The sequence below is a fragment of the Anabaena sp. CCY 9613 genome (genome assembly GCF_963920895.1).
Taxonomy (GTDB): domain Bacteria; phylum Cyanobacteriota; class Cyanobacteriia; order Cyanobacteriales; family Nostocaceae; genus Cyanocohniella.
In genome coordinates, this window is record NZ_CAWUDE010000015.1 from 81,688 (window position 1) to 97,717 (window position 16,030).

25 protein-coding genes and 1 pseudogene are annotated in these 16,030 nt (G+C 39.4%); 17 read left to right on the top strand and 9 right to left on the bottom strand.

The window, feature by feature from the left end:
• Positions 1-2 precede the first annotated feature (2 nt).
• The 13 genes and pseudogenes from ACM0OT_RS17645 to ACM0OT_RS17705 all read left to right on the top strand — a co-directional run bounded on the left by ACM0OT_RS17645 (position 3) and on the right by ACM0OT_RS17705 (position 6,750).
• Positions 3-1,583: a TniQ family protein gene (locus ACM0OT_RS17645; RefSeq protein WP_414565724.1), complete on the top strand. Its 1,581-nt coding sequence runs from the start codon at positions 3-5 to the stop codon at positions 1,581-1,583.
• A gap of 218 nt (positions 1,584-1,801) precedes the next feature.
• On the top strand, positions 1,802-2,239 hold the full coding sequence (locus ACM0OT_RS17650) for a DUF1257 domain-containing protein (protein WP_414565725.1): 438 nt from the start codon (positions 1,802-1,804) through the stop codon (positions 2,237-2,239).
• A 1-nt stretch (position 2,240) separates the two neighbouring features.
• Entirely contained in the window at positions 2,241-2,690 is a 450-nt protein-coding gene (locus ACM0OT_RS17655) for a DUF1257 domain-containing protein (protein WP_414565726.1), read from the top strand.
• Positions 2,691-2,693: 3 nt separating this feature from the next.
• On the top strand, positions 2,694-2,900 hold the full coding sequence (locus ACM0OT_RS17660; RefSeq protein ID WP_414565727.1) for a DUF2997 domain-containing protein: 207 nt from the start codon (positions 2,694-2,696) through the stop codon (positions 2,898-2,900).
• 45 nt (positions 2,901-2,945) lie between these two features.
• Positions 2,946-3,206, top strand: a complete 261-nt coding sequence (locus ACM0OT_RS17665; protein ID WP_414565728.1) for a hypothetical protein — start codon at positions 2,946-2,948, stop codon at positions 3,204-3,206.
• A 28-nt stretch (positions 3,207-3,234) separates the two neighbouring features.
• Positions 3,235-3,801 (top strand): annotated as a pseudogene (locus ACM0OT_RS17670) (AAA family ATPase); the annotation flags it as partial.
• A 40-nt stretch (positions 3,802-3,841) separates the two neighbouring features.
• Positions 3,842-4,309 (top strand): hypothetical protein, encoded by a 468-nt coding sequence (locus ACM0OT_RS17675; RefSeq protein ID WP_414565729.1) that lies wholly within the window; start codon positions 3,842-3,844, stop codon positions 4,307-4,309.
• A 73-nt stretch (positions 4,310-4,382) separates the two neighbouring features.
• Entirely contained in the window at positions 4,383-4,622 is a 240-nt protein-coding gene (locus tag ACM0OT_RS17680) for a hypothetical protein (protein WP_414565730.1), read from the top strand.
• A 10-nt stretch (positions 4,623-4,632) separates the two neighbouring features.
• Positions 4,633-4,980 carry a hypothetical protein gene (locus tag ACM0OT_RS17685; protein WP_414565731.1) on the top strand — a complete coding sequence of 116 codons (348 nt, stop codon included), beginning with the start codon at positions 4,633-4,635 and terminating at the stop codon, positions 4,978-4,980.
• 18 nt (positions 4,981-4,998) lie between these two features.
• Positions 4,999-5,547, top strand: coding sequence for a WGR domain-containing protein (locus ACM0OT_RS17690; protein ID WP_414565732.1), 549 nt, complete (start codon positions 4,999-5,001; stop codon positions 5,545-5,547).
• 64 nt (positions 5,548-5,611) lie between these two features.
• The gene (locus tag ACM0OT_RS17695; RefSeq protein ID WP_414565733.1) at positions 5,612-5,953 is read left to right on the top strand and encodes a hypothetical protein; all 342 of its coding nucleotides are present in this window, start codon (positions 5,612-5,614) and stop codon (positions 5,951-5,953) included.
• Between the two features lie 59 nt (positions 5,954-6,012).
• Positions 6,013-6,486 carry a DUF2786 domain-containing protein gene (locus tag ACM0OT_RS17700; RefSeq protein ID WP_414565734.1) on the top strand — a complete coding sequence of 158 codons (474 nt, stop codon included), beginning with the start codon at positions 6,013-6,015 and terminating at the stop codon, positions 6,484-6,486.
• A 69-nt stretch (positions 6,487-6,555) separates the two neighbouring features.
• Positions 6,556-6,750, top strand: coding sequence for a hypothetical protein (locus ACM0OT_RS17705; protein WP_414565735.1), 195 nt, complete (start codon positions 6,556-6,558; stop codon positions 6,748-6,750).
• A 528-nt stretch (positions 6,751-7,278) separates the two neighbouring features.
• On the opposite strand, the gene ACM0OT_RS17710 is transcribed toward ACM0OT_RS17705, so the two are convergent.
• The 7 genes from ACM0OT_RS17710 to ACM0OT_RS17740 form a co-directional block, all read right to left on the bottom strand.
• On the bottom strand, positions 7,279-7,785 hold the full coding sequence (locus ACM0OT_RS17710; protein WP_414565736.1) for a DUF1993 domain-containing protein: 507 nt from the start codon (positions 7,783-7,785) through the stop codon (positions 7,279-7,281).
• A 55-nt stretch (positions 7,786-7,840) separates the two neighbouring features.
• Entirely contained in the window at positions 7,841-9,112 is a 1,272-nt protein-coding gene (locus tag ACM0OT_RS17715; protein WP_414565737.1) for an EndoU domain-containing protein, read from the bottom strand.
• Positions 9,113-9,580: 468 nt separating this feature from the next.
• Positions 9,581-10,453 carry a hypothetical protein gene (locus tag ACM0OT_RS17720; RefSeq protein WP_414565738.1) on the bottom strand — a complete coding sequence of 291 codons (873 nt, stop codon included), beginning with the start codon at positions 10,451-10,453 and terminating at the stop codon, positions 9,581-9,583.
• A gap of 473 nt (positions 10,454-10,926) precedes the next feature.
• On the bottom strand, positions 10,927-11,484 hold the full coding sequence (locus tag ACM0OT_RS17725; protein WP_414565739.1) for an HARBI1 family protein: 558 nt from the start codon (positions 11,482-11,484) through the stop codon (positions 10,927-10,929).
• Between the two features lie 60 nt (positions 11,485-11,544).
• Positions 11,545-11,820 carry a helix-turn-helix domain-containing protein gene (locus ACM0OT_RS17730; RefSeq protein WP_414565740.1) on the bottom strand — a complete coding sequence of 92 codons (276 nt, stop codon included), beginning with the start codon at positions 11,818-11,820 and terminating at the stop codon, positions 11,545-11,547.
• Between the two features lie 84 nt (positions 11,821-11,904).
• Positions 11,905-12,900 (bottom strand): sodium:calcium antiporter, encoded by a 996-nt coding sequence (locus tag ACM0OT_RS17735; RefSeq protein ID WP_414565741.1) that lies wholly within the window; start codon positions 12,898-12,900, stop codon positions 11,905-11,907.
• Position 12,901: 1 nt separating this feature from the next.
• The gene (locus ACM0OT_RS17740; protein ID WP_414565742.1) at positions 12,902-13,666 is read right to left on the bottom strand and encodes a hypothetical protein; all 765 of its coding nucleotides are present in this window, start codon (positions 13,664-13,666) and stop codon (positions 12,902-12,904) included.
• 232 nt (positions 13,667-13,898) lie between these two features.
• Between ACM0OT_RS17740 and ACM0OT_RS17745 the strand changes: the two genes are divergently transcribed.
• From ACM0OT_RS17745 to ACM0OT_RS17760, 4 genes are read left to right on the top strand one after another with little or no spacing between them, the layout of a single operon-like run.
• The gene (locus tag ACM0OT_RS17745) at positions 13,899-14,381 is read left to right on the top strand and encodes a hypothetical protein (protein ID WP_414565743.1); all 483 of its coding nucleotides are present in this window, start codon (positions 13,899-13,901) and stop codon (positions 14,379-14,381) included.
• A gap of 44 nt (positions 14,382-14,425) precedes the next feature.
• Positions 14,426-14,674 (top strand): MmgE/PrpD family protein, encoded by a 249-nt coding sequence (locus ACM0OT_RS17750; RefSeq protein ID WP_414565744.1) that lies wholly within the window; start codon positions 14,426-14,428, stop codon positions 14,672-14,674.
• Positions 14,671-14,904, top strand: a complete 234-nt coding sequence (locus tag ACM0OT_RS17755) for an AAA family ATPase (protein WP_414565745.1) — start codon at positions 14,671-14,673, stop codon at positions 14,902-14,904. Before ACM0OT_RS17750 ends, ACM0OT_RS17755 begins: the two co-directional genes overlap by 4 nt.
• Before the next feature lie 32 nt (positions 14,905-14,936).
• Positions 14,937-15,266, top strand: coding sequence for a hypothetical protein (locus tag ACM0OT_RS17760; protein WP_414565746.1), 330 nt, complete (start codon positions 14,937-14,939; stop codon positions 15,264-15,266).
• Between the two features lie 51 nt (positions 15,267-15,317).
• Here ACM0OT_RS17760 and ACM0OT_RS17765 read toward each other — a convergent pair whose 3' ends face one another.
• Positions 15,318-15,578 carry a hypothetical protein gene (locus ACM0OT_RS17765; RefSeq protein ID WP_414565747.1) on the bottom strand — a complete coding sequence of 87 codons (261 nt, stop codon included), beginning with the start codon at positions 15,576-15,578 and terminating at the stop codon, positions 15,318-15,320.
• A 247-nt stretch (positions 15,579-15,825) separates the two neighbouring features.
• The gene (locus ACM0OT_RS17770; protein WP_414565748.1) at positions 15,826-16,029 is read right to left on the bottom strand and encodes a hypothetical protein; all 204 of its coding nucleotides are present in this window, start codon (positions 16,027-16,029) and stop codon (positions 15,826-15,828) included.
• Position 16,030: the final 1 nt, after the last annotated feature.

Below are 16,030 nucleotides of genomic sequence, written 5' to 3' on the forward strand. Positions count from 1 at the left end.
ATATGTCCACATTAACCCTAAAACTTTACCCATCGTGGGATACGCAAAAATCTCCGATTCCACCAAGAAGCCGTTTGTATAATCTAGAGCCAATTGGTATAGGAACTCCTTATGTAGAAAGTTTAACAAGCTATGTCATTAGACTAGCTGAACAACATTGCATCACTACTAGAAAGCTACTTATAAAGGAAATTGCCCCATTTATGGGTAGAGAAACGAAATTATCAAACTTAAGAAATGAAAGGAATGAAAGTATCGGCAAAATACTTGGAGTTAATAGAGATAGAACAGCAACTAATGGAACGGGCTTAATGGCAACTAATTTAGTAGGTGCAATGTCCATCCTGACGAAACGAACAGACTTACATTTTCTTACCCTTATACCTTGGGAAAAGGTGCTTTCTAAAAGGGATTTACTTCGCCATGAGCGTGTTTGGTGTCCTTCTTGTTACCAAGAATGGCGTGATACCAACAAAAGTATTTATGAGCCACTTCTTTGGTGTATTAATGTAGTTCAGATTTGTCCAATCCACCACCATCCTTTTTTATCAGTGTGTCCTCATTGTTTGAATCAACAACTTGTACTTTCTGGTGATTCTCAGACCGGACACTGTAATAAATGCGGTAAATGGCTGGGGAGTTACCGATACAAAAGTGGTGGAATCAACCAAATGAAAAAAGCGGATGAAATTGCTTGGCAACTTTATGTAAATCACGAATTGGGAGAATTAATCGCAGCTGCACCCACTATCATATCTCCTCTTGATTCAAATCGGATTAGTCAGACAATTTCTACTTTTATTAATCAAGCATTTCAATCAAATCAAGCTGCTTTATCTCGCGCTATTTCAGTAAATCAAGCAACAATTGGTTCATGGTGTAAAGGAAAAGTAATACCTCAAATAGATAAACTTTTGCTACTAAGTCATCAGATGAGAATCAAATTGCTTTATTTTTTAACAACAGATATTTTATTTTTTGATAATATTGCTTGTGGCTCATCAACAAATCAAGCCGAACAACCAAGAAAGTCCTATAAAAGAATCAATTCCGAGAGAAAGCAAGTTTTAAATATAGTTCTTCAAGAAGTAATTAATGAGTACCCACCACCTTCTTTAGAAGATGTCGCGTTTCGTCTAAAACATTATCCGCTTTGTTTACAGAATCATTTTCCCGAATTATGTCAAATAATTAAAGTTAGACACGCTGATTATAAAAGCGTGAGTAGACAGCAAAAAATTCAACCTATTCTCGAATTAGCACTTCAGGAATTTCCACCTCCTTCATTCCTAGAAATTTCTCGACGACTAGGTTACAAAAATAACAGCTATTTATACAGATATTTTCCTGAACTTTCTCGTTCTATCTCCAAGCGTTACCAAGAATATAATAATGCAATTGGTAAGGAAAAAAGAGAGCTTGTATGCCAAGAAATACAAAATGTTGCTCAACTGCTTCATTCACAAGGACAAAAACCTACACAACGTCGGGTTACTCAACTTCTTACCAAGCCGGGAGTGATGCGTAACCTTTGGGTGAGGTCTTACTTACGTGAAATTCAACAGTCTCTTGGCTATGCTTAACACATTTGGCAACTGAGTACAACCTATCCTTAGGATTAGAAGTATAATTTTGCCGAAGTTAATTGGAAGCATAAGCAAGCCATTCCGGCAATATTATCCTTCCACCGACAAATGCCTTGTTTGCAGTTTTAACGCTCTCTGTTTGCAGTTCACTACATGTACATATTAACAGTTAGCAAAGAACATCGCACTACTACCATTTCTCAAATTTTATAACTATGTCACATTTTTCCAAGATTGAAGTCAAATTTAAAGACCAGTCGTGTTTGGTCGAGGCATTGCAACGGTTTGGTTTCTTTCCAATGCTTCACGACAAGGCAGTAAATCTGTACGGCTATCGGGGGGAAAAGCGATCGCAGATGGCTCATGTGGTTGTACCCCGAAATCAAATTTCTAGCCTTAGCAACGACCTCGGCTTTTTCTGGAACGGGACTGAGTACGAGTGCCTGATTAGCGAATACGACCAAGGCGCAGGAATAGCACAAGCAGGCCAAGGACTAGGGCAGAATTTTTTGCCCAAGTTGCAGCAAGAATACATCAGTCTTTATCTACCAAAACTTGCTACGCAAATTGGTGGTGAAGTGGTAGCAACCGCAACTAAGGGGTCTGTAACTACTGTCCGTGTTTCAATACCAACTCAAGCAGTTAGGAAATAAAATGTCACATTTTACACAAGTTAGAACGAAGCTAACCAACCGTGAGTGTTTAGTGCAAGCGTTAGAGGATCTGAAGCTTGCACCCCAAGTCCACGAAACAGCACACCCGTTAACCGGATTTTTTGGGGATAACGATGAGCAAAGTGCGGAAATCATAGTCAGTGGTCGCACAATCAAAGCCCGTGCAGATATAGGTTTTCGGTGGAACTCTACATCTGGGGTGTATGAAGTGATTCATGATGAATACGAAACAGCGCCTCGGCTGGGTGAAAACTTCTTTAGCCACCAACTAATGCAAGTCTACGGAAAACGCATGGTACTAGCCAAAACTGAAGAATTACGCGAGAAATTTGGCGAATGCACTATCAGCGAAGAAACCAAAGGGTCAGTACAAACCCTACGGCTAACATTTGCCGGACACCAAGAAGTTAAACAGTATGCCAGGAGGTAATTCATGGGACGTTCTATACTGATACATTTTGACAAATCTACTGGTGAAGTGCGAGTAGAAGCCGAGGGATTTGAGGGGCTTTCTTGCCTGGAAGCGACCCAGCCGTTTGAGGAGGCGTTGGGTGTTGTGGGCGATCGCACTTTTAAAGACGAAGCGCAAACCCAACAACTAAGAGCTAATACGAATCATCAAACACGGCTACGGCAGTAAAACTAACGGGGGAAATTAAACACTTCCCCCCAGGACAAAAAAATTATGAACGAATTACCTAAAGAATACGCAATGGTTCATATTTACACACCATCGCCAGCCCAAGAACTAATCGTGATCAAAGGTAATACAGAGGGTATTTGTGTATTGATTAATGCTTTGGTTTCAGCGATTGGCTTTGGCGATGGAACTGCGGAGATTTTTGACGGCGATGCCGAATTTTTTGAGGTAGTCGTGAAATTGGTTAAAACTCATGATGAACTCGCACCATTACCGTATAAAGATTTACAAGATGAACCTAAATAATATCTTTGCCACTCTAGATTCTCAAATCCCTATCGTTTTGTGGTTGGACGAAATAGAGAAAGCCTTGTCAGGACAGGGTGATAGCTCTGGAGTTTCCCAGCGAATACTCGGCAATATCCTCACGTTCATGAGTGAATCACAATGTGGTGTATTCGTTGTGGCCACTTGCAATGATCCATCAGCACTACCAAGTGAACTCAAAAGAAAGGGCAGATTTGACGAAAATTTTTTTGTCGATTTGCCGTCTGAGCCTGAACGGGCGCAGATTTTGAGGATTCACCTGAAGCGATTTGGTATTGCGGTAGAGGATGAATATCTTGAAGCAATCGCAGCCAACACTGCAAAATTCTCCGGCGCGGAACTGGAAACGCTTGCAGCCGAATCTGCACTACTGGCATTCGATGAAGGACGACCGCAAAAAGTAACGCTTGGTGATTTGGAGGCGTGTCGGCAAACCATCACACCGCTTGCTGTCCAAGATGCGGCTTCTGTTGAGCGAATGCAGACGTGGGCGAAAACGGCAAGGGCGGCTTCTAGTGCGATCGCTCCCAGACCTAGCAAATCTCTACGGACTTCTCGTTTTAATTTGAACTAATTAATCAGGTGATTATTTCTGATTGACCATTTTTTGAATTGTGTTGACCTGGGCGATTGCGTTCTCGCGCAAAAAGGAAGCAATCGCCCAATTTTCATATGGAGCATTAATCAAAGCGATTAATAAAGTGCTTCCAGAGAAGACGGTTGATTGCTACGAAATTATGCAATTAAATCAATCATTTTTATCAAAGTTGCCAACAGCTAATTTCAAGGGTGTAGACTTTCTGCAAAACGATGGCACTAACTATGACAGAATAATTGCAAATCCTCCGTTTAGCCGGAATCAAGATATTGTCCACATTCAAGAAATGTATACGTTGTTAAACCCAGGTGGAGGAATTGTTACTGTGGCATCAACTCATTGGCAACACTCAAATAACTGCTCAGAAAAACGGTTTAAAGATTGGCTAAAGTTTGTTAATGCAAAAATTATTCCAGTTGAAGCTGGAAGTTTTAAAACTAGTGGTACTAATATTGTTGCGGTTATTTTGTTAATTAATCGATGATCTTCCCTAGTGAAGTGGTGGAAGATAATCGCTAGGCGATAGACAATGAAGTTTGTAGAAAGGATGGTGAATAATGCAGGACAAACTACCTGCATTCACAAGTATTCAGTCAATCAGCACCAAAACAGCCACATACAAAGTAGGCAACATAATCAAGTTTTGGAACGATAGCGAACGGTGCTGGACAAAAGGCGAAATCATCCAAATAGTTGAATGTAGTGGCTTTTTCGTAAGTGTGTTGATAGCTTATCAAAGCCATAAAAAACCACGGCAAGTAAAAATTTTTCGGGAAGATTGGTTAGAAAAGAATTAGAGGTAATCCTATGTCAGACCTAGTAACATACTACGGGCAAACCAACCGTATTGACAAATTGGTTGAAAAGTACGGGGATTATTTAGAAAAGTTAGATAGAGAAACGAAACTTTTACTTCGTATAACTTTGTCTACTTATGTTTTCATGCAGGAAGAACAAAACCCAACTGATTATTTAGTTACGACGGCATTGGAAAATGCTTTATACGAGTTGGTGATTGCAGATTCTCTCCCACAAGATTTGTTTGATGTTTGTCAACAACTCGAAAGATTAAGCATTGATGAAGCTGAAACTCTCTTGGAAGCATTGCAACATCAAATACGGTGGGGCAATGCCCAAGTTGTGGTGAATCGTTAAGAAAATACAGTAAAAACAATGGAAACATATCTCGTATTTGTAAATGCTGTTCGCAACAGCAACAAATTTTGGTCAGCGAAAGTCGAAGGCAATCAATTGATTGTTGAATGGGGGAGAGTTGGATATTCTTCTCAAACGAAAGCACATTCTTTAAAAAGCAATCAACAGGCGATTTTCAAATATTATCAATTGGTAGCTGAAAAAAAAGCCAAAGGTTATCAGGAGAGCCAGTCTGAGATGGACAGTAATCGCAATGTTTCTGAAATTAGACGTGCGATAGAATTACTCAATATCATGCGTCCTTGCCTTGCAGTGAGGAATTTTCATGAGGGCTATATTACGGCATTGAATGAGTATTTGCAAATCGTTCCGACACCCCTCGGAATGCAGATAGATCCGACCAGGGTCTACAGAACTGTTGAGGATATCGACCACCAGAAACAAATCCTTAACTCATTATTATCACCCATTTCTGCAACGGTTCCACAAACTACAGAAGTATCAAAACCTGAACCGCAAACCGTCAGTCTCAAGTCTCTGCCTAAGAGCTTCTGGCGGTATTCTTGAGGGTTACTGCCAAGCTATTTAGTGGCTTGGTAGTGATTTTTTATTTTTACTCTAAAGTTAAAATATGAAACAACCTTGCAAAGATTGCCCATTCAAAAAATCTGTAGAATATGCGCTTTCGCCTCAAAAAGCGCGCGATATTCTGCAAGCGATTACGCATGACAAAGCCTTTCACTGTCAAGAAACAGTGGATTATTCTGAGTCTATCGAAGGTCGAGTTACTGCTAAATCAAAATTGTGCTTTGGTGCAGTTTTGTTCTTAGAAAATACTGTGCGTGGCGGTTGTCGCTCAAATGTAATGTTTCGCTTTGGGTTGATGCGGAAAGAATTTAATATTACTGATTTACGCCATGATAAAAGTGTGTATCAGGGTTTTGAAGAATTGCTGAAAGGAGTGTCTTATTAATGATAAAATTGGCTATCTAAATAAAATAGCTAATTTTATTTATCATTTTCAATTAAGCTATGCAAAATAAAACCACATACTATGCCCAAGATATTGAGAAGGTTGCTGATAAAATTAAAAAGTTATTTTCCCTTTCTCAATCACCTAACGAATCAGAGGCATTCGCAGCTTTTTCAAAAGCTCAAGAGATGCTAACTCGCCACAACTTGTCAATAGCAGACTTAGCAGATTCTACACCCCAAGAAATAGAAGAACAAATTATCAACGAATCCCAAAGGCAAAGCGCGTGGAAAGGGATATTGCTGAATGCAGTTTGCAAAGCTAACTATTCTTTTGCTTATCGGGTTAAACAAAAAAACCAAATCAAGCAGATAATATTTGGGCGTAGTGTCAATATTCAATTAGCCCGAATGCAGTTTGAGTATTTAGCCGAAACAGTTGACCGACTAGCGAAGCAAGTGGACGGCGATCGCACTTTCAAGAATGCCTTTAAATTAGGTGCTGCACATCGGCTTCATGCCCGAATTTTGTAGGGGATCGAGAAACAAAAACTTGAGGGTGTAGCAGCTTCCGAAAATTCAGCAGCAATTTCAGCTATTGTTATGCGATCGCTCTACGAAAAACTGGATGCAGAGTTGAAAGCATATTCTGAAAAGTTAAATCTAAAAAGCCGAAATCAAAGGTTTTCTTGGAGTTCACAAGATGGATTTACTGCTGGACAGATAGCGGGGGATAAAGTTTCGCTCAACAAGCAAATTGGTGGGCAAGGTCAACGCTATCTACCCAAAAGTTGGTAACATATATTTTTAAAGAGTAAAAAAGGGTTATGACCACAGCAATCAAAAAAATTACCCTTGAAGAGTATCTGTCCTATGATGATGGCACAGATACGAATGTCACTAAGAAAAGCTGAAAGCTTGTGTAAGTAGGGTGTAGGGTGTAGGGGAAAATTAAGAAAACCAAATATTGAGTACGAACATAAATAATTTCCTTAGTCACATACTCCACACCCTATACCCAAAAGCCTTATAGATAATGGATTGATTTGCCATTAACTTAGTGCCATTCGCCTAAGAGCTTTGGGGGACATTCTTGAGAAATACCATCAAGCTGATTATCGGCGGGAGCAACGCGATTTTGTGAGGTGCTAAAAATTAGGGGTATAAATGACCTGTTTAATAGTGCGATCGCAGCGAAATATCTGTTTTTATTGAGAATCTAGCTATGTAACTGAGAATTGAATCCCGATCTCACTTTTTCGCGTTGCTCCCATTATCGGCTTGATGGTATTTTTTTACGCAAAATTTTACAGTAAGCAAAAAGCTTTAAGGTTGACCAAGGAAGTCTTGTTTGCCAAGCTCTACACCGCAGTATCTGAGAATATCATAAGCTGTTGTGACATGGAAATAAAGATTTGGTAAGACAAAATATAAGAGAAATGATATTCCAGGAAAAGATAAAGTATTATCACGTACTTGTAAGGTAATTGTTTTCTCTTCTGAACCATCAATTTGCTCAGGTTGAAATGTGTTTAATTGAGCAATAGTTTTCTGAATACGTTCAATAAGTTGAGGAAATGTAGTTTCATTGTCCTCAAAACTAGGGGCTTCTACCCCTGCCAATCGTGCAGCACCTCTGTTGGCTATGTCACAAGCAATTTGTACTTGTTTTGATAATGGAAACATATCAGGAAATAGACGACTATTGATTAACACAGAAGGGTCTATTTTTTTTGTTTCTGCATACATAGCACCTTTTTCCAAAATACCTACAAGGTTATTTAGTGAGCGAATAGACACGGGTATTGATGCTTGATACATTGAAATGGTCATTTATTTACTCCCAAAAAAATTAAATCTACTTAGACCTGTATCTGTGAAAAACATTTTACTGTACACAGTTGGGGTTACTACCAGGAGTAGCATCAGGATAAAAAGTGCGGATACCACCGCTTCTCCTGACAAACACTGCTTTAAAAGTTATACCCTCATCAGTTACACTCCAATGACAAACAGTGTTAGTGGAACTAGTATTAGGATTTTTCTTGTAGGCTAAAGCTGCAATTGAAAGAAGTTCTTCAGCACTAAGAGTATAGGGATAGCCTTTAATAGAAGACTGAGAAGTGCTACTGCCTACTTTCATCACCACACCCATCGTATAAATGGCGTTAGGAACTACTTCTTCCCTAGATGTATTATTATCAAGTCGTCCAGCTAACCCCTTTTCTTGAAGTTCTATGTAACGACCAACAAAGTGCAATCCACCTATTGAACCTCCTGCAACTGGTTCTCCGCAAAAAATATGCTCAAAACCATCAACGTTAAACCAGACGTTAGTCAAGTCAACTAAGAAATCTGCATTGGAAGTACGACCTGGAATCAGATATCCTCCCACAGATTGCTTAATATTTGCCAAAACAGTAGGATTGTTATTCATCATTGTCTGGAAGTTAGACGTACTCACAACTGTGCCAGGTTGTCCGCAAAGATCAGTGACTGCCCGGTCAAAGTTGTTCAAAGTTGGTATAAGGGGAGTGACATCAGCTGGGCTACCGTATGCTAATCCAGAGACAGGATTGTTGATATTGTCAAAGAATGGGACAGAACCAGCAGGTAGAGACGGAGAACTTGAAGAACCATAATCGGTAATCACAAAATCGTCAATGTTAGTTCTGTTGGAAGTTCCATCAGTTTTGCGGATTTCACAGCGAACTATACCAGATAGATTAGGAGTGAAGGTAGCGGTTTGTAGCGATTTGGAGCTTGTAGTAATGATTGAACCCACAGATGTCCATGAAGTGCCACTATTAGTTGAACACCATAATCCCCAAGTTGTACTAGCATCATTACCATACTTGGCGTGTTTGATGCTAACTGTACCAGCACCTGTAGTCCGATCAAATTTCATTGTCACTTTGCCGTTGTAGCGAACGCGGACAGATTGTGACCCGTTTTTGACATCGCTTGATAAATTACCAATTAAAGCATCATTTAAATTCCAAGTTCCTGTACTCAAAGTAATATCAGCCGCCGCATAAGCTCCTTTTTGACCAGACTCAAATGCTTCGGAAATGGTGGCACTAACTGCTCGAAAAGCAAAAAAGGAAACTAGGAAGACGGCTCCTCCTGCTATCTTTAGAGATAAGGCAAATTTAGGCATACTAATTAGAATTAGATATTTAACTAATTAGTTAGTCTAAAACACGTTGGTTATTTAATGATTAATTTCTTTTTAAGAATAAGACATAACGCGATTACGTTTGGCAAAATTGAGAATAACTTTAAAAATCAGGGGCAGAAATTTTTTAACTAATTAGACTAAAGTTGCAGGAATTGAATACTTGTTAGCATAACTTGATAAAAACTTTGGCTCTAATTCTTGATAGCATTCAAACCCTAAATCTGGTAAAATCTAATTTTAGAGCATCAATAAAAAAGGGTTTATGACCACAGCAGTGAAAAAACTTACCCAGAAACTAATCTTAATGGGTAGGGTAGTTGTGATAGCATAATTTTCACATTTGTGATGAACGCTGCGATATTTATACTTGGAGATTTACCACAAAAGAAGAAGCGATCGCACTGACTCAATTATGTCATGCGATCACTTGGTCATTTTTTCAAACTACTATCTAGTGCCTAATGGTACTGCTGATGGGTATATACCATCGGCAATTAGCACAGGTCTTTGGCTATATTCTTTCTCTAACCGTGTTCTTAAGGGTGCATCCCACGCAGGGTCGTATTCCCTTTCAATATCACTGATAACAAATGGACGCAGCGTACCAGTAGTTACAACCCTTTCACCTTCTTTAATCGGTGCTTTGTCCTTGAGCTTATCAGTAACTATGACTAATAATGGGTTGACACCAAGGACTTCTCTGTCTTCAACAACAAATGCGTTCGGACTATAGATTTCCAAAACATTAGCAGGGACAGAAATCTGTTTATTGTAATAAATTTGAGCATTTTCATTGATTTCCCCTGGTGTTGGGGCTAATGCAATTGAACGAGCAATAATTGCTGGTTGACCTGCATATTTTGCAACCTGATTTGGACCTAAATCTACGCCGTATTCTTGTTTAATTGTATTAGGATCAAGTTTAGCCACTGTACCTGTAACTTGTAATCTGGCATCTTGAGGTAGGGGCAAATTAACAGGCTGACCAGTAGTATTCACAACGGCTATTCTTTCGCCACCAAAGACTTCTCTATCAGAAATTGTAAATACTTTGTCATTTACCCTATTAATGTCTTGACCTCTGACAGTAACGAGTTTACCGATTAGTTCTCCTGTGTTTTGACTAACTTCTGGTGCAGTCACATTATCTTGTTCTGCCACAGGTTTAGAAGGAACTTCTGCTTCTGTAGTTGTATCAGGAGCAGTCGCTTGTGGCTCATTAGTTGCACAAGCTGGAAGCAGTAAAGCTGTTAATGCAATTATAGTTGCACCTATACGAGTATTCCAACCTGACTTTTGATATTTATTGTGTGTTAGCATTTTCTCTCCTCTTACATTTTACAATTTAAGCTTTTAAACTGGTTAGACAAAATCACTGCCGAAAAATATTTAATGAATTTTTATTTATTATTTTTTTGCCTGTGAGCGTTAAACGTCCTAAGCGGTGAGGGAGCGACCGCCACTGAAATAGGATGTTGGTGATTGGTTTGACTACTATCCGCGATCAATCGATGGAGATTCTAAACTGATGCTGCACAGCGGTTTAAAAACACACTATTTCGCTATATAGATCTGGGTGGGATGACATGAGTCTAATTTAGGAAATGGTTTAGTTGGTAACACTAACCAATAGACCTGTCCGAAAACTCCAAAGCCAGACTGTTCAAAGCTTCGGAACAAAACTTTGATATCTTCGTAAAAACGGAGTCATAAGGGTTTGAGATAGTTAGTGATAGTTTAGAGGCATAAAAATTAACTCCTAATTTCTTAGAATTTATAATTATTGCTAATAGCTAAGTTGGGAGAATCAAGCTACCGATTCTTAATCTAACTAACCCACACACTGTTAAAATAATCTGCTCATAAGTATGAAGCCTTAAGCGAAATCTTTGTGAAGCTATGCGAAATATTTTCAGCAAGCGAATCAAATGTTCAATAAATATCCGATTACTAGATAAAGCTTTATTTGCATCTTTTTGTTGTTGGGTTAATTCTTGTTTCGGTTTTCTTTTGTGAGGGGTAGTAATATTCTCACCACCTTGATAGGCTTTATCTCCTGAGAATGGCTGAGATTTATCAAATTTTTTCTGAGATTTACGGAACAATTTTATATCTGCTGTTGGCCCACGAGCGCCTACTTCTACCTCAACAATATCTTTAGCTTCTGGTAGCCCAATTACTTGACTTTTTAAAGTATGTTGTTTCTTCTTTCCAGAAAAATATTCTTGTTGTTCTTCTTGCTCAGAAGGTCTATATATTGGCTGTTCCAGGCTATCGACTAATAGCCTAAAATTCGTTAATACTTCTTGAACAAATATTAAATCACTCTCATTATGTGAGACTTGTTCCAATAAACTGGAGGGCAAAATATCACGAATAATTGGTATCCATTCATGAAAAGTATCGTTAGCTTATGTCTTAGAAATTCCAAATAACATTCCTAATACTTGAAATGTTGGCATCTGCCTTAAATAAAACACGCACAAACATACTTGCTCATTCGTTGATAACTTGGCTGGACGACCTCCTCCAGGCGCATTAATTCTAATTTTCTGGCTTGACTGTTTGGCTTTAATTTCCTTGTGACTATTTACGGCACATTTTAGCAGAGATTGTAATTGTTCGTAACTAATCCCTAAAATTTGTTTTGTTCTCTGTGGGTATTTCTCGATATAATCAAAAACCATATCTAATTCTGAAAAATGGTAGATGCTCAATTTAACGTTTTACCATTTTTATTTTCCTAAGTTAATATTTCGGACAAGTCTAATTTAGAAAACTTTTAAAACACCAAAAAGCATCACGGCTAAGTAAGCAACATAGACTCCATTGAGTGCAACTACTTCCCAAAGCTCAAAACTGTTTTTGTCAGAACCCCAATAAATAAAGGCAGCATATACTACCCCTAACAATGCCACAAAAGCTAAATTGACGGAAAATATTAATATGTTATCTACAGGTAAATTTACTAGTGCTAATGGAAAGAAAGCCAGTGTCATGGTCACTGTATTGTCGGCAATGACGTTTGTGGTAGCAGCTGTAACTTGACCGCTACGCGCTACACTCCAGGTAGCAAATATTTCGGGTGCAATGCTCATGGTAGAGGTGATGAACAATCCACCTATCAACTTAGAAATTCCTAATAAAGAAACAATATTTTCGGTTGCTGTAACTGTTAAATAGGCACCAAAAGCCAACAAAAGAACACCAGCTACAGCAACAATAATTTCTTTTTTATTCCATTGTATAGCTTGACCATCCTGGCGTTTCCGCATTATTGCTTGTGCTACATAAATTATGTAAGCTGCTAACATAATCCAACCGTCAATAGGTTGCAGTCCTCGCCAAGACTGGGGAAGAGTTAATACTGCTGCCAATGCAATAATTACTAAATAAGGCAAAGCTTGTACATATAATGCCTCTGGTTTAACCCGCATTGAATGTTGACGGCGGTGATTGGAAGATGAAGAGTTTCTGTTAGTTTTGCGAGAGGCAATGTAGGCAACAGTAACAATTGCTGGAACGGAAATAATATTTGAACCGAGTAAATTACCCAGTCCAATATCTTGCAAACCTTGAGCAGCACTGGCAACATTAGTACCTATTTCTGGACTAGCAGTGGCAAGAGCAATAAAAGCAGCGGCTGCGGCTTCTGATAAACCCCATTGTTGGCGTAACTTTTTGAGTGGTTCAGCTAGTTTGTCTGCTCCCCAATGCGCCCCCGATGCAGCAGCAGCCAGAACTAATACCCAGAAAAATAATTTCATATTAAACAATAGGAATCAGACCACCTGATACATTGATTCTAATGTAACCATAAGATTGGTATCGGGTTTTGTATGAAGGTAAGCAGCAGCACTTTAATAGCCAAAGCGGAAGGAATTCAAAGTTGATTCGTCGTTCTGACAGAGGTGCTTTCAAAATGAAAAATGGCAAATTGATAAAACTTCCACACAAAGCAGCAATAAAGAGAGGAAAACTTAACCATGAGGGAATGCCTAAGCGAGTGATTAAAGGAAAAAACACAATTGGATAAATTTTATAAAGCAGAAAAAATGTGAATCCAAGAATAATCAGCAGGAGTAGTAATAAATAAAAGAAACCTTGACCAGATTTGGTGTGAATAACCCAACTGAATCGTCCTTCTCTAGTGAGGTCAAAATTGTCACTAAACCAGCGTGACCAAGGTAAACTCAACCATGAGGGAATGCCTAAGCGAGTAATTAGGGGGGAAAACACAATTGAATAAATTCTTCTGTAGAGCGGAAAAAATGTGAATCCAAGAATAATCAGCGCGAGTGGTAATAACAAAAAAAATGTGAATCCAAAAGTAATCAACGCCAGTACCAATAATAAAAAAAATAAGTGTTTACACAAAATAGTTGGCATCTCCAACAAGTGTTCCAATTCTTGCTTTATTTTCTGATTTTGCTGCTTTTTGGACTGTGAACTTGTTTCCTTTATTCTCTTATCTAATTCTGCTTCTGCCTGTTTAACTTTTTTGTAATGCTCGGTATTCTTGTAACGCTTCATGCTTTTTACCTTCATCGCTGGTCGTAGTCTTAATCCTAATTGCTAAACACGCTGCAAGGACTTAGCCGTGCTGAAAAACTTTATGTTGTGCAGGTTTTTCTTTCAATACCTCCGCCATCTTCAATTTCTTCATCTGCCAATGTCTTTAGACCGTGTAGCGATCACGCTCTGTTCACCAAACAAGGCACTTGCTACAATTTAATCAATTAAAACTGCCAACTTTTTAGCAAGTATGTCCAGTTTTTGGTTCTGGGAAAAAGACTCAGTTGAATACGAGATATTCAAAAAATACGAACGAGCGTTAGTGACCATTGGAGTGAACTTTTCACTTGAAGAAGTTAAAAACACTTTAGAAGGCTGCACCTACGGTTTAGAGGATGCCTTCAGAAGCACAATTGACTATGTGCTGTGGTTGCAAAAGAACGAAAAGCAATTTTTCCCAAACGCAATTTTGGTCAGTGCTTTGCGAGAGCAATGGAAACCAAAGGACTGGAAAGATGAGTACCTGGAACTGCCGATGTTGGAGTCACCGGGACAAAAATGGTGGAATGCAGCGGCTAAAATGTGGGGGTATGATGTCCGCAACCAAACTGTTGCTGATGTTTTTTATGATGAAGGCACAGAGTTCATCAAATTCACCAACGGGAAAGCAATCACGGTAGATACTGCGTGGCATTGGGGATGGGAACGAGTGCTGGAATTTGTCCGTGTGTAAACTGAAACAGTTAGTTTGATTTGGGTTTGAAATAGGAGATGAAGATGATACAGGGAAATACTGAATCTAATAACGGCAAGCAAAATGAATTTTCTGTGTGGGGAAAAGAGCTTGAGAGGCTAGCACAAGAAGGTGTGAAGAAAGAAATTACCAAACATAAAGTTGCTGGTCATCCAATTTTTTATTCTCTCAAAGGTGTACCTATTATGGAGTTATCAGATGGTCGTTGCTTTGAATATTATCTACGTTCAGACGGAACACGAGAAATCATCCGTGAAGTTAAGAGTCGATGACCCAAACAAAACCTACCCTAACCATAATCGCTGGGCCAAATGGGTCGGGTAAAAGTACCTTTACTCGCGCTACTCAAGAAGCTTTGGGAGTTCCAATTATCGACCCGGATCAAGAAGCACGACAACTTCGACCTGATGATCCCCAAGCAGCAGCAATACTCGGTGGAAGGCAAGCAATTAAACGCGCTCGTGCTTACCTGACGAATAATGAAAGGAAAGCTTTGCAGTAGAAACTACGCTATCGGGCCATACATATGTACGAATGATGGCAGAAGTTAAGCAAAAAGGGTGGCAAGTCTACCTCATTTATGTTGGCATCGATAATGTAGAAATTAGCATTGAGCGTGTTGCTACTAGAGTTGCACAAGGCGGACATAACGTACCAGAAGAAGACATTCGGCGTAGATATTTACGCAGTCTATCCAATTTAACCGTAGCTATACAACAAGCTGACCGGATTTTAATCTTTGATAACTCAACAGTAAAAGGGTATCAACAAATACTAACTATTGAAAATGGAAGAGTTACCCAAAAAATCCAGGAGCTACCTGAATGGTTAAAATCCTTGCTCAGACCAAATTCCCTTGAATAAAATCAGAAGCAATCTGTTTATCTGCGATGATTTTCCAAATAATCAGTAAAATTACTCGTTTTTTGGATATTTCTTCATCATTTCCTGCAACGCCACCGCCTCACCATCCGGCGTGTACACAACCTCACCCGACATCGCAATCACAATTCGCTTCTGCCTTGCCCACTCAAACCATTCTTTCACAGCAGATTTAGCCTGCGTGGACTCCGGTTTCCTCCCCTCCTTGCAAGCTGCCACAAACACAGCCTCCGGTGATTTAACCCCTTTCCAAGTTCGCAATGCCTCTTTCAAGTAAGCGATAGGCGAAGCCATGCCCTCCGGGCTTATCGCCTCTGGCACATTTTCCCAGTAACGGAATGGCACTAAGAAAACGTAAAACCTAGTCAGGGCAGGGGGTAGGGTGTAGGGTGTAGGGTGTAGGGAAAAAATCAAGAAAACTAAAAACAAGTGCGAACATTAATAAACTTCTTTGCTACGCAACGCTGGCGCGAACACCACTACACCCCACACCCTACACCCCACACCTAAAAGCCTTATGAATATTGGATTTGCCGATATCTTAGTGCCATTCACAGTTAGACATAGTGATGAGCGGAACATTAGGATTAGAAGCTACCTGTTGAGCATTGTCAAAAAAACCTGTGAACCACTGTGCTACTTCCTTAACCTGTGTCGCAAGTGGTGGAGCAAAAGCAACAGCACGACTGGGAAATACTAATACAGTAAGTAAAAAGGTCAGAGAATATACCTTGAGATTAGTCATA

Coding starts and splice junctions, on each gene's coding strand:
- ACM0OT_RS17645 (WP_414565724.1), top strand. CDS start 3: ATGTCCACATTAACCCTAAAACTTTACCCATCGTGGGATACGCAAAAA.
- ACM0OT_RS17650 (WP_414565725.1), top strand. CDS start 1,802: ATGTCACATTTTTCCAAGATTGAAGTCAAATTTAAAGACCAGTCGTGT.
- ACM0OT_RS17655 (WP_414565726.1), top strand. CDS start 2,241: ATGTCACATTTTACACAAGTTAGAACGAAGCTAACCAACCGTGAGTGT.
- ACM0OT_RS17660 (WP_414565727.1), top strand. CDS start 2,694: ATGGGACGTTCTATACTGATACATTTTGACAAATCTACTGGTGAAGTG.
- ACM0OT_RS17665 (WP_414565728.1), top strand. CDS start 2,946: ATGAACGAATTACCTAAAGAATACGCAATGGTTCATATTTACACACCA.
- ACM0OT_RS17680 (WP_414565730.1), top strand. CDS start 4,383: ATGCAGGACAAACTACCTGCATTCACAAGTATTCAGTCAATCAGCACC.
- ACM0OT_RS17685 (WP_414565731.1), top strand. CDS start 4,633: ATGTCAGACCTAGTAACATACTACGGGCAAACCAACCGTATTGACAAA.
- ACM0OT_RS17690 (WP_414565732.1), top strand. CDS start 4,999: ATGGAAACATATCTCGTATTTGTAAATGCTGTTCGCAACAGCAACAAA.
- ACM0OT_RS17695 (WP_414565733.1), top strand. CDS start 5,612: ATGAAACAACCTTGCAAAGATTGCCCATTCAAAAAATCTGTAGAATAT.
- ACM0OT_RS17700 (WP_414565734.1), top strand. CDS start 6,013: ATGCAAAATAAAACCACATACTATGCCCAAGATATTGAGAAGGTTGCT.
- ACM0OT_RS17705 (WP_414565735.1), top strand. CDS start 6,556: ATGCGATCGCTCTACGAAAAACTGGATGCAGAGTTGAAAGCATATTCT.
- ACM0OT_RS17710 (WP_414565736.1), bottom strand. CDS start 7,785: ATGACCATTTCAATGTATCAAGCATCAATACCCGTGTCTATTCGCTCA.
- ACM0OT_RS17715 (WP_414565737.1), bottom strand. CDS start 9,112: ATGCCTAAATTTGCCTTATCTCTAAAGATAGCAGGAGGAGCCGTCTTC.
- ACM0OT_RS17720 (WP_414565738.1), bottom strand. CDS start 10,453: ATGCTAACACACAATAAATATCAAAAGTCAGGTTGGAATACTCGTATA.
- ACM0OT_RS17730 (WP_414565740.1), bottom strand. CDS start 11,820: ATGGTTTTTGATTATATCGAGAAATACCCACAGAGAACAAAACAAATT.
- ACM0OT_RS17735 (WP_414565741.1), bottom strand. CDS start 12,900: ATGAAATTATTTTTCTGGGTATTAGTTCTGGCTGCTGCTGCATCGGGG.
- ACM0OT_RS17740 (WP_414565742.1), bottom strand. CDS start 13,666: ATGAAGCGTTACAAGAATACCGAGCATTACAAAAAAGTTAAACAGGCA.
- ACM0OT_RS17745 (WP_414565743.1), top strand. CDS start 13,899: ATGTCCAGTTTTTGGTTCTGGGAAAAAGACTCAGTTGAATACGAGATA.
- ACM0OT_RS17750 (WP_414565744.1), top strand. CDS start 14,426: ATGATACAGGGAAATACTGAATCTAATAACGGCAAGCAAAATGAATTT.
- ACM0OT_RS17755 (WP_414565745.1), top strand. CDS start 14,671: ATGACCCAAACAAAACCTACCCTAACCATAATCGCTGGGCCAAATGGG.
- ACM0OT_RS17760 (WP_414565746.1), top strand. CDS start 14,937: ATGATGGCAGAAGTTAAGCAAAAAGGGTGGCAAGTCTACCTCATTTAT.
- ACM0OT_RS17765 (WP_414565747.1), bottom strand. CDS start 15,578: ATGGCTTCGCCTATCGCTTACTTGAAAGAGGCATTGCGAACTTGGAAA.
- ACM0OT_RS17770 (WP_414565748.1), bottom strand. CDS start 16,029: ATGACTAATCTCAAGGTATATTCTCTGACCTTTTTACTTACTGTATTA.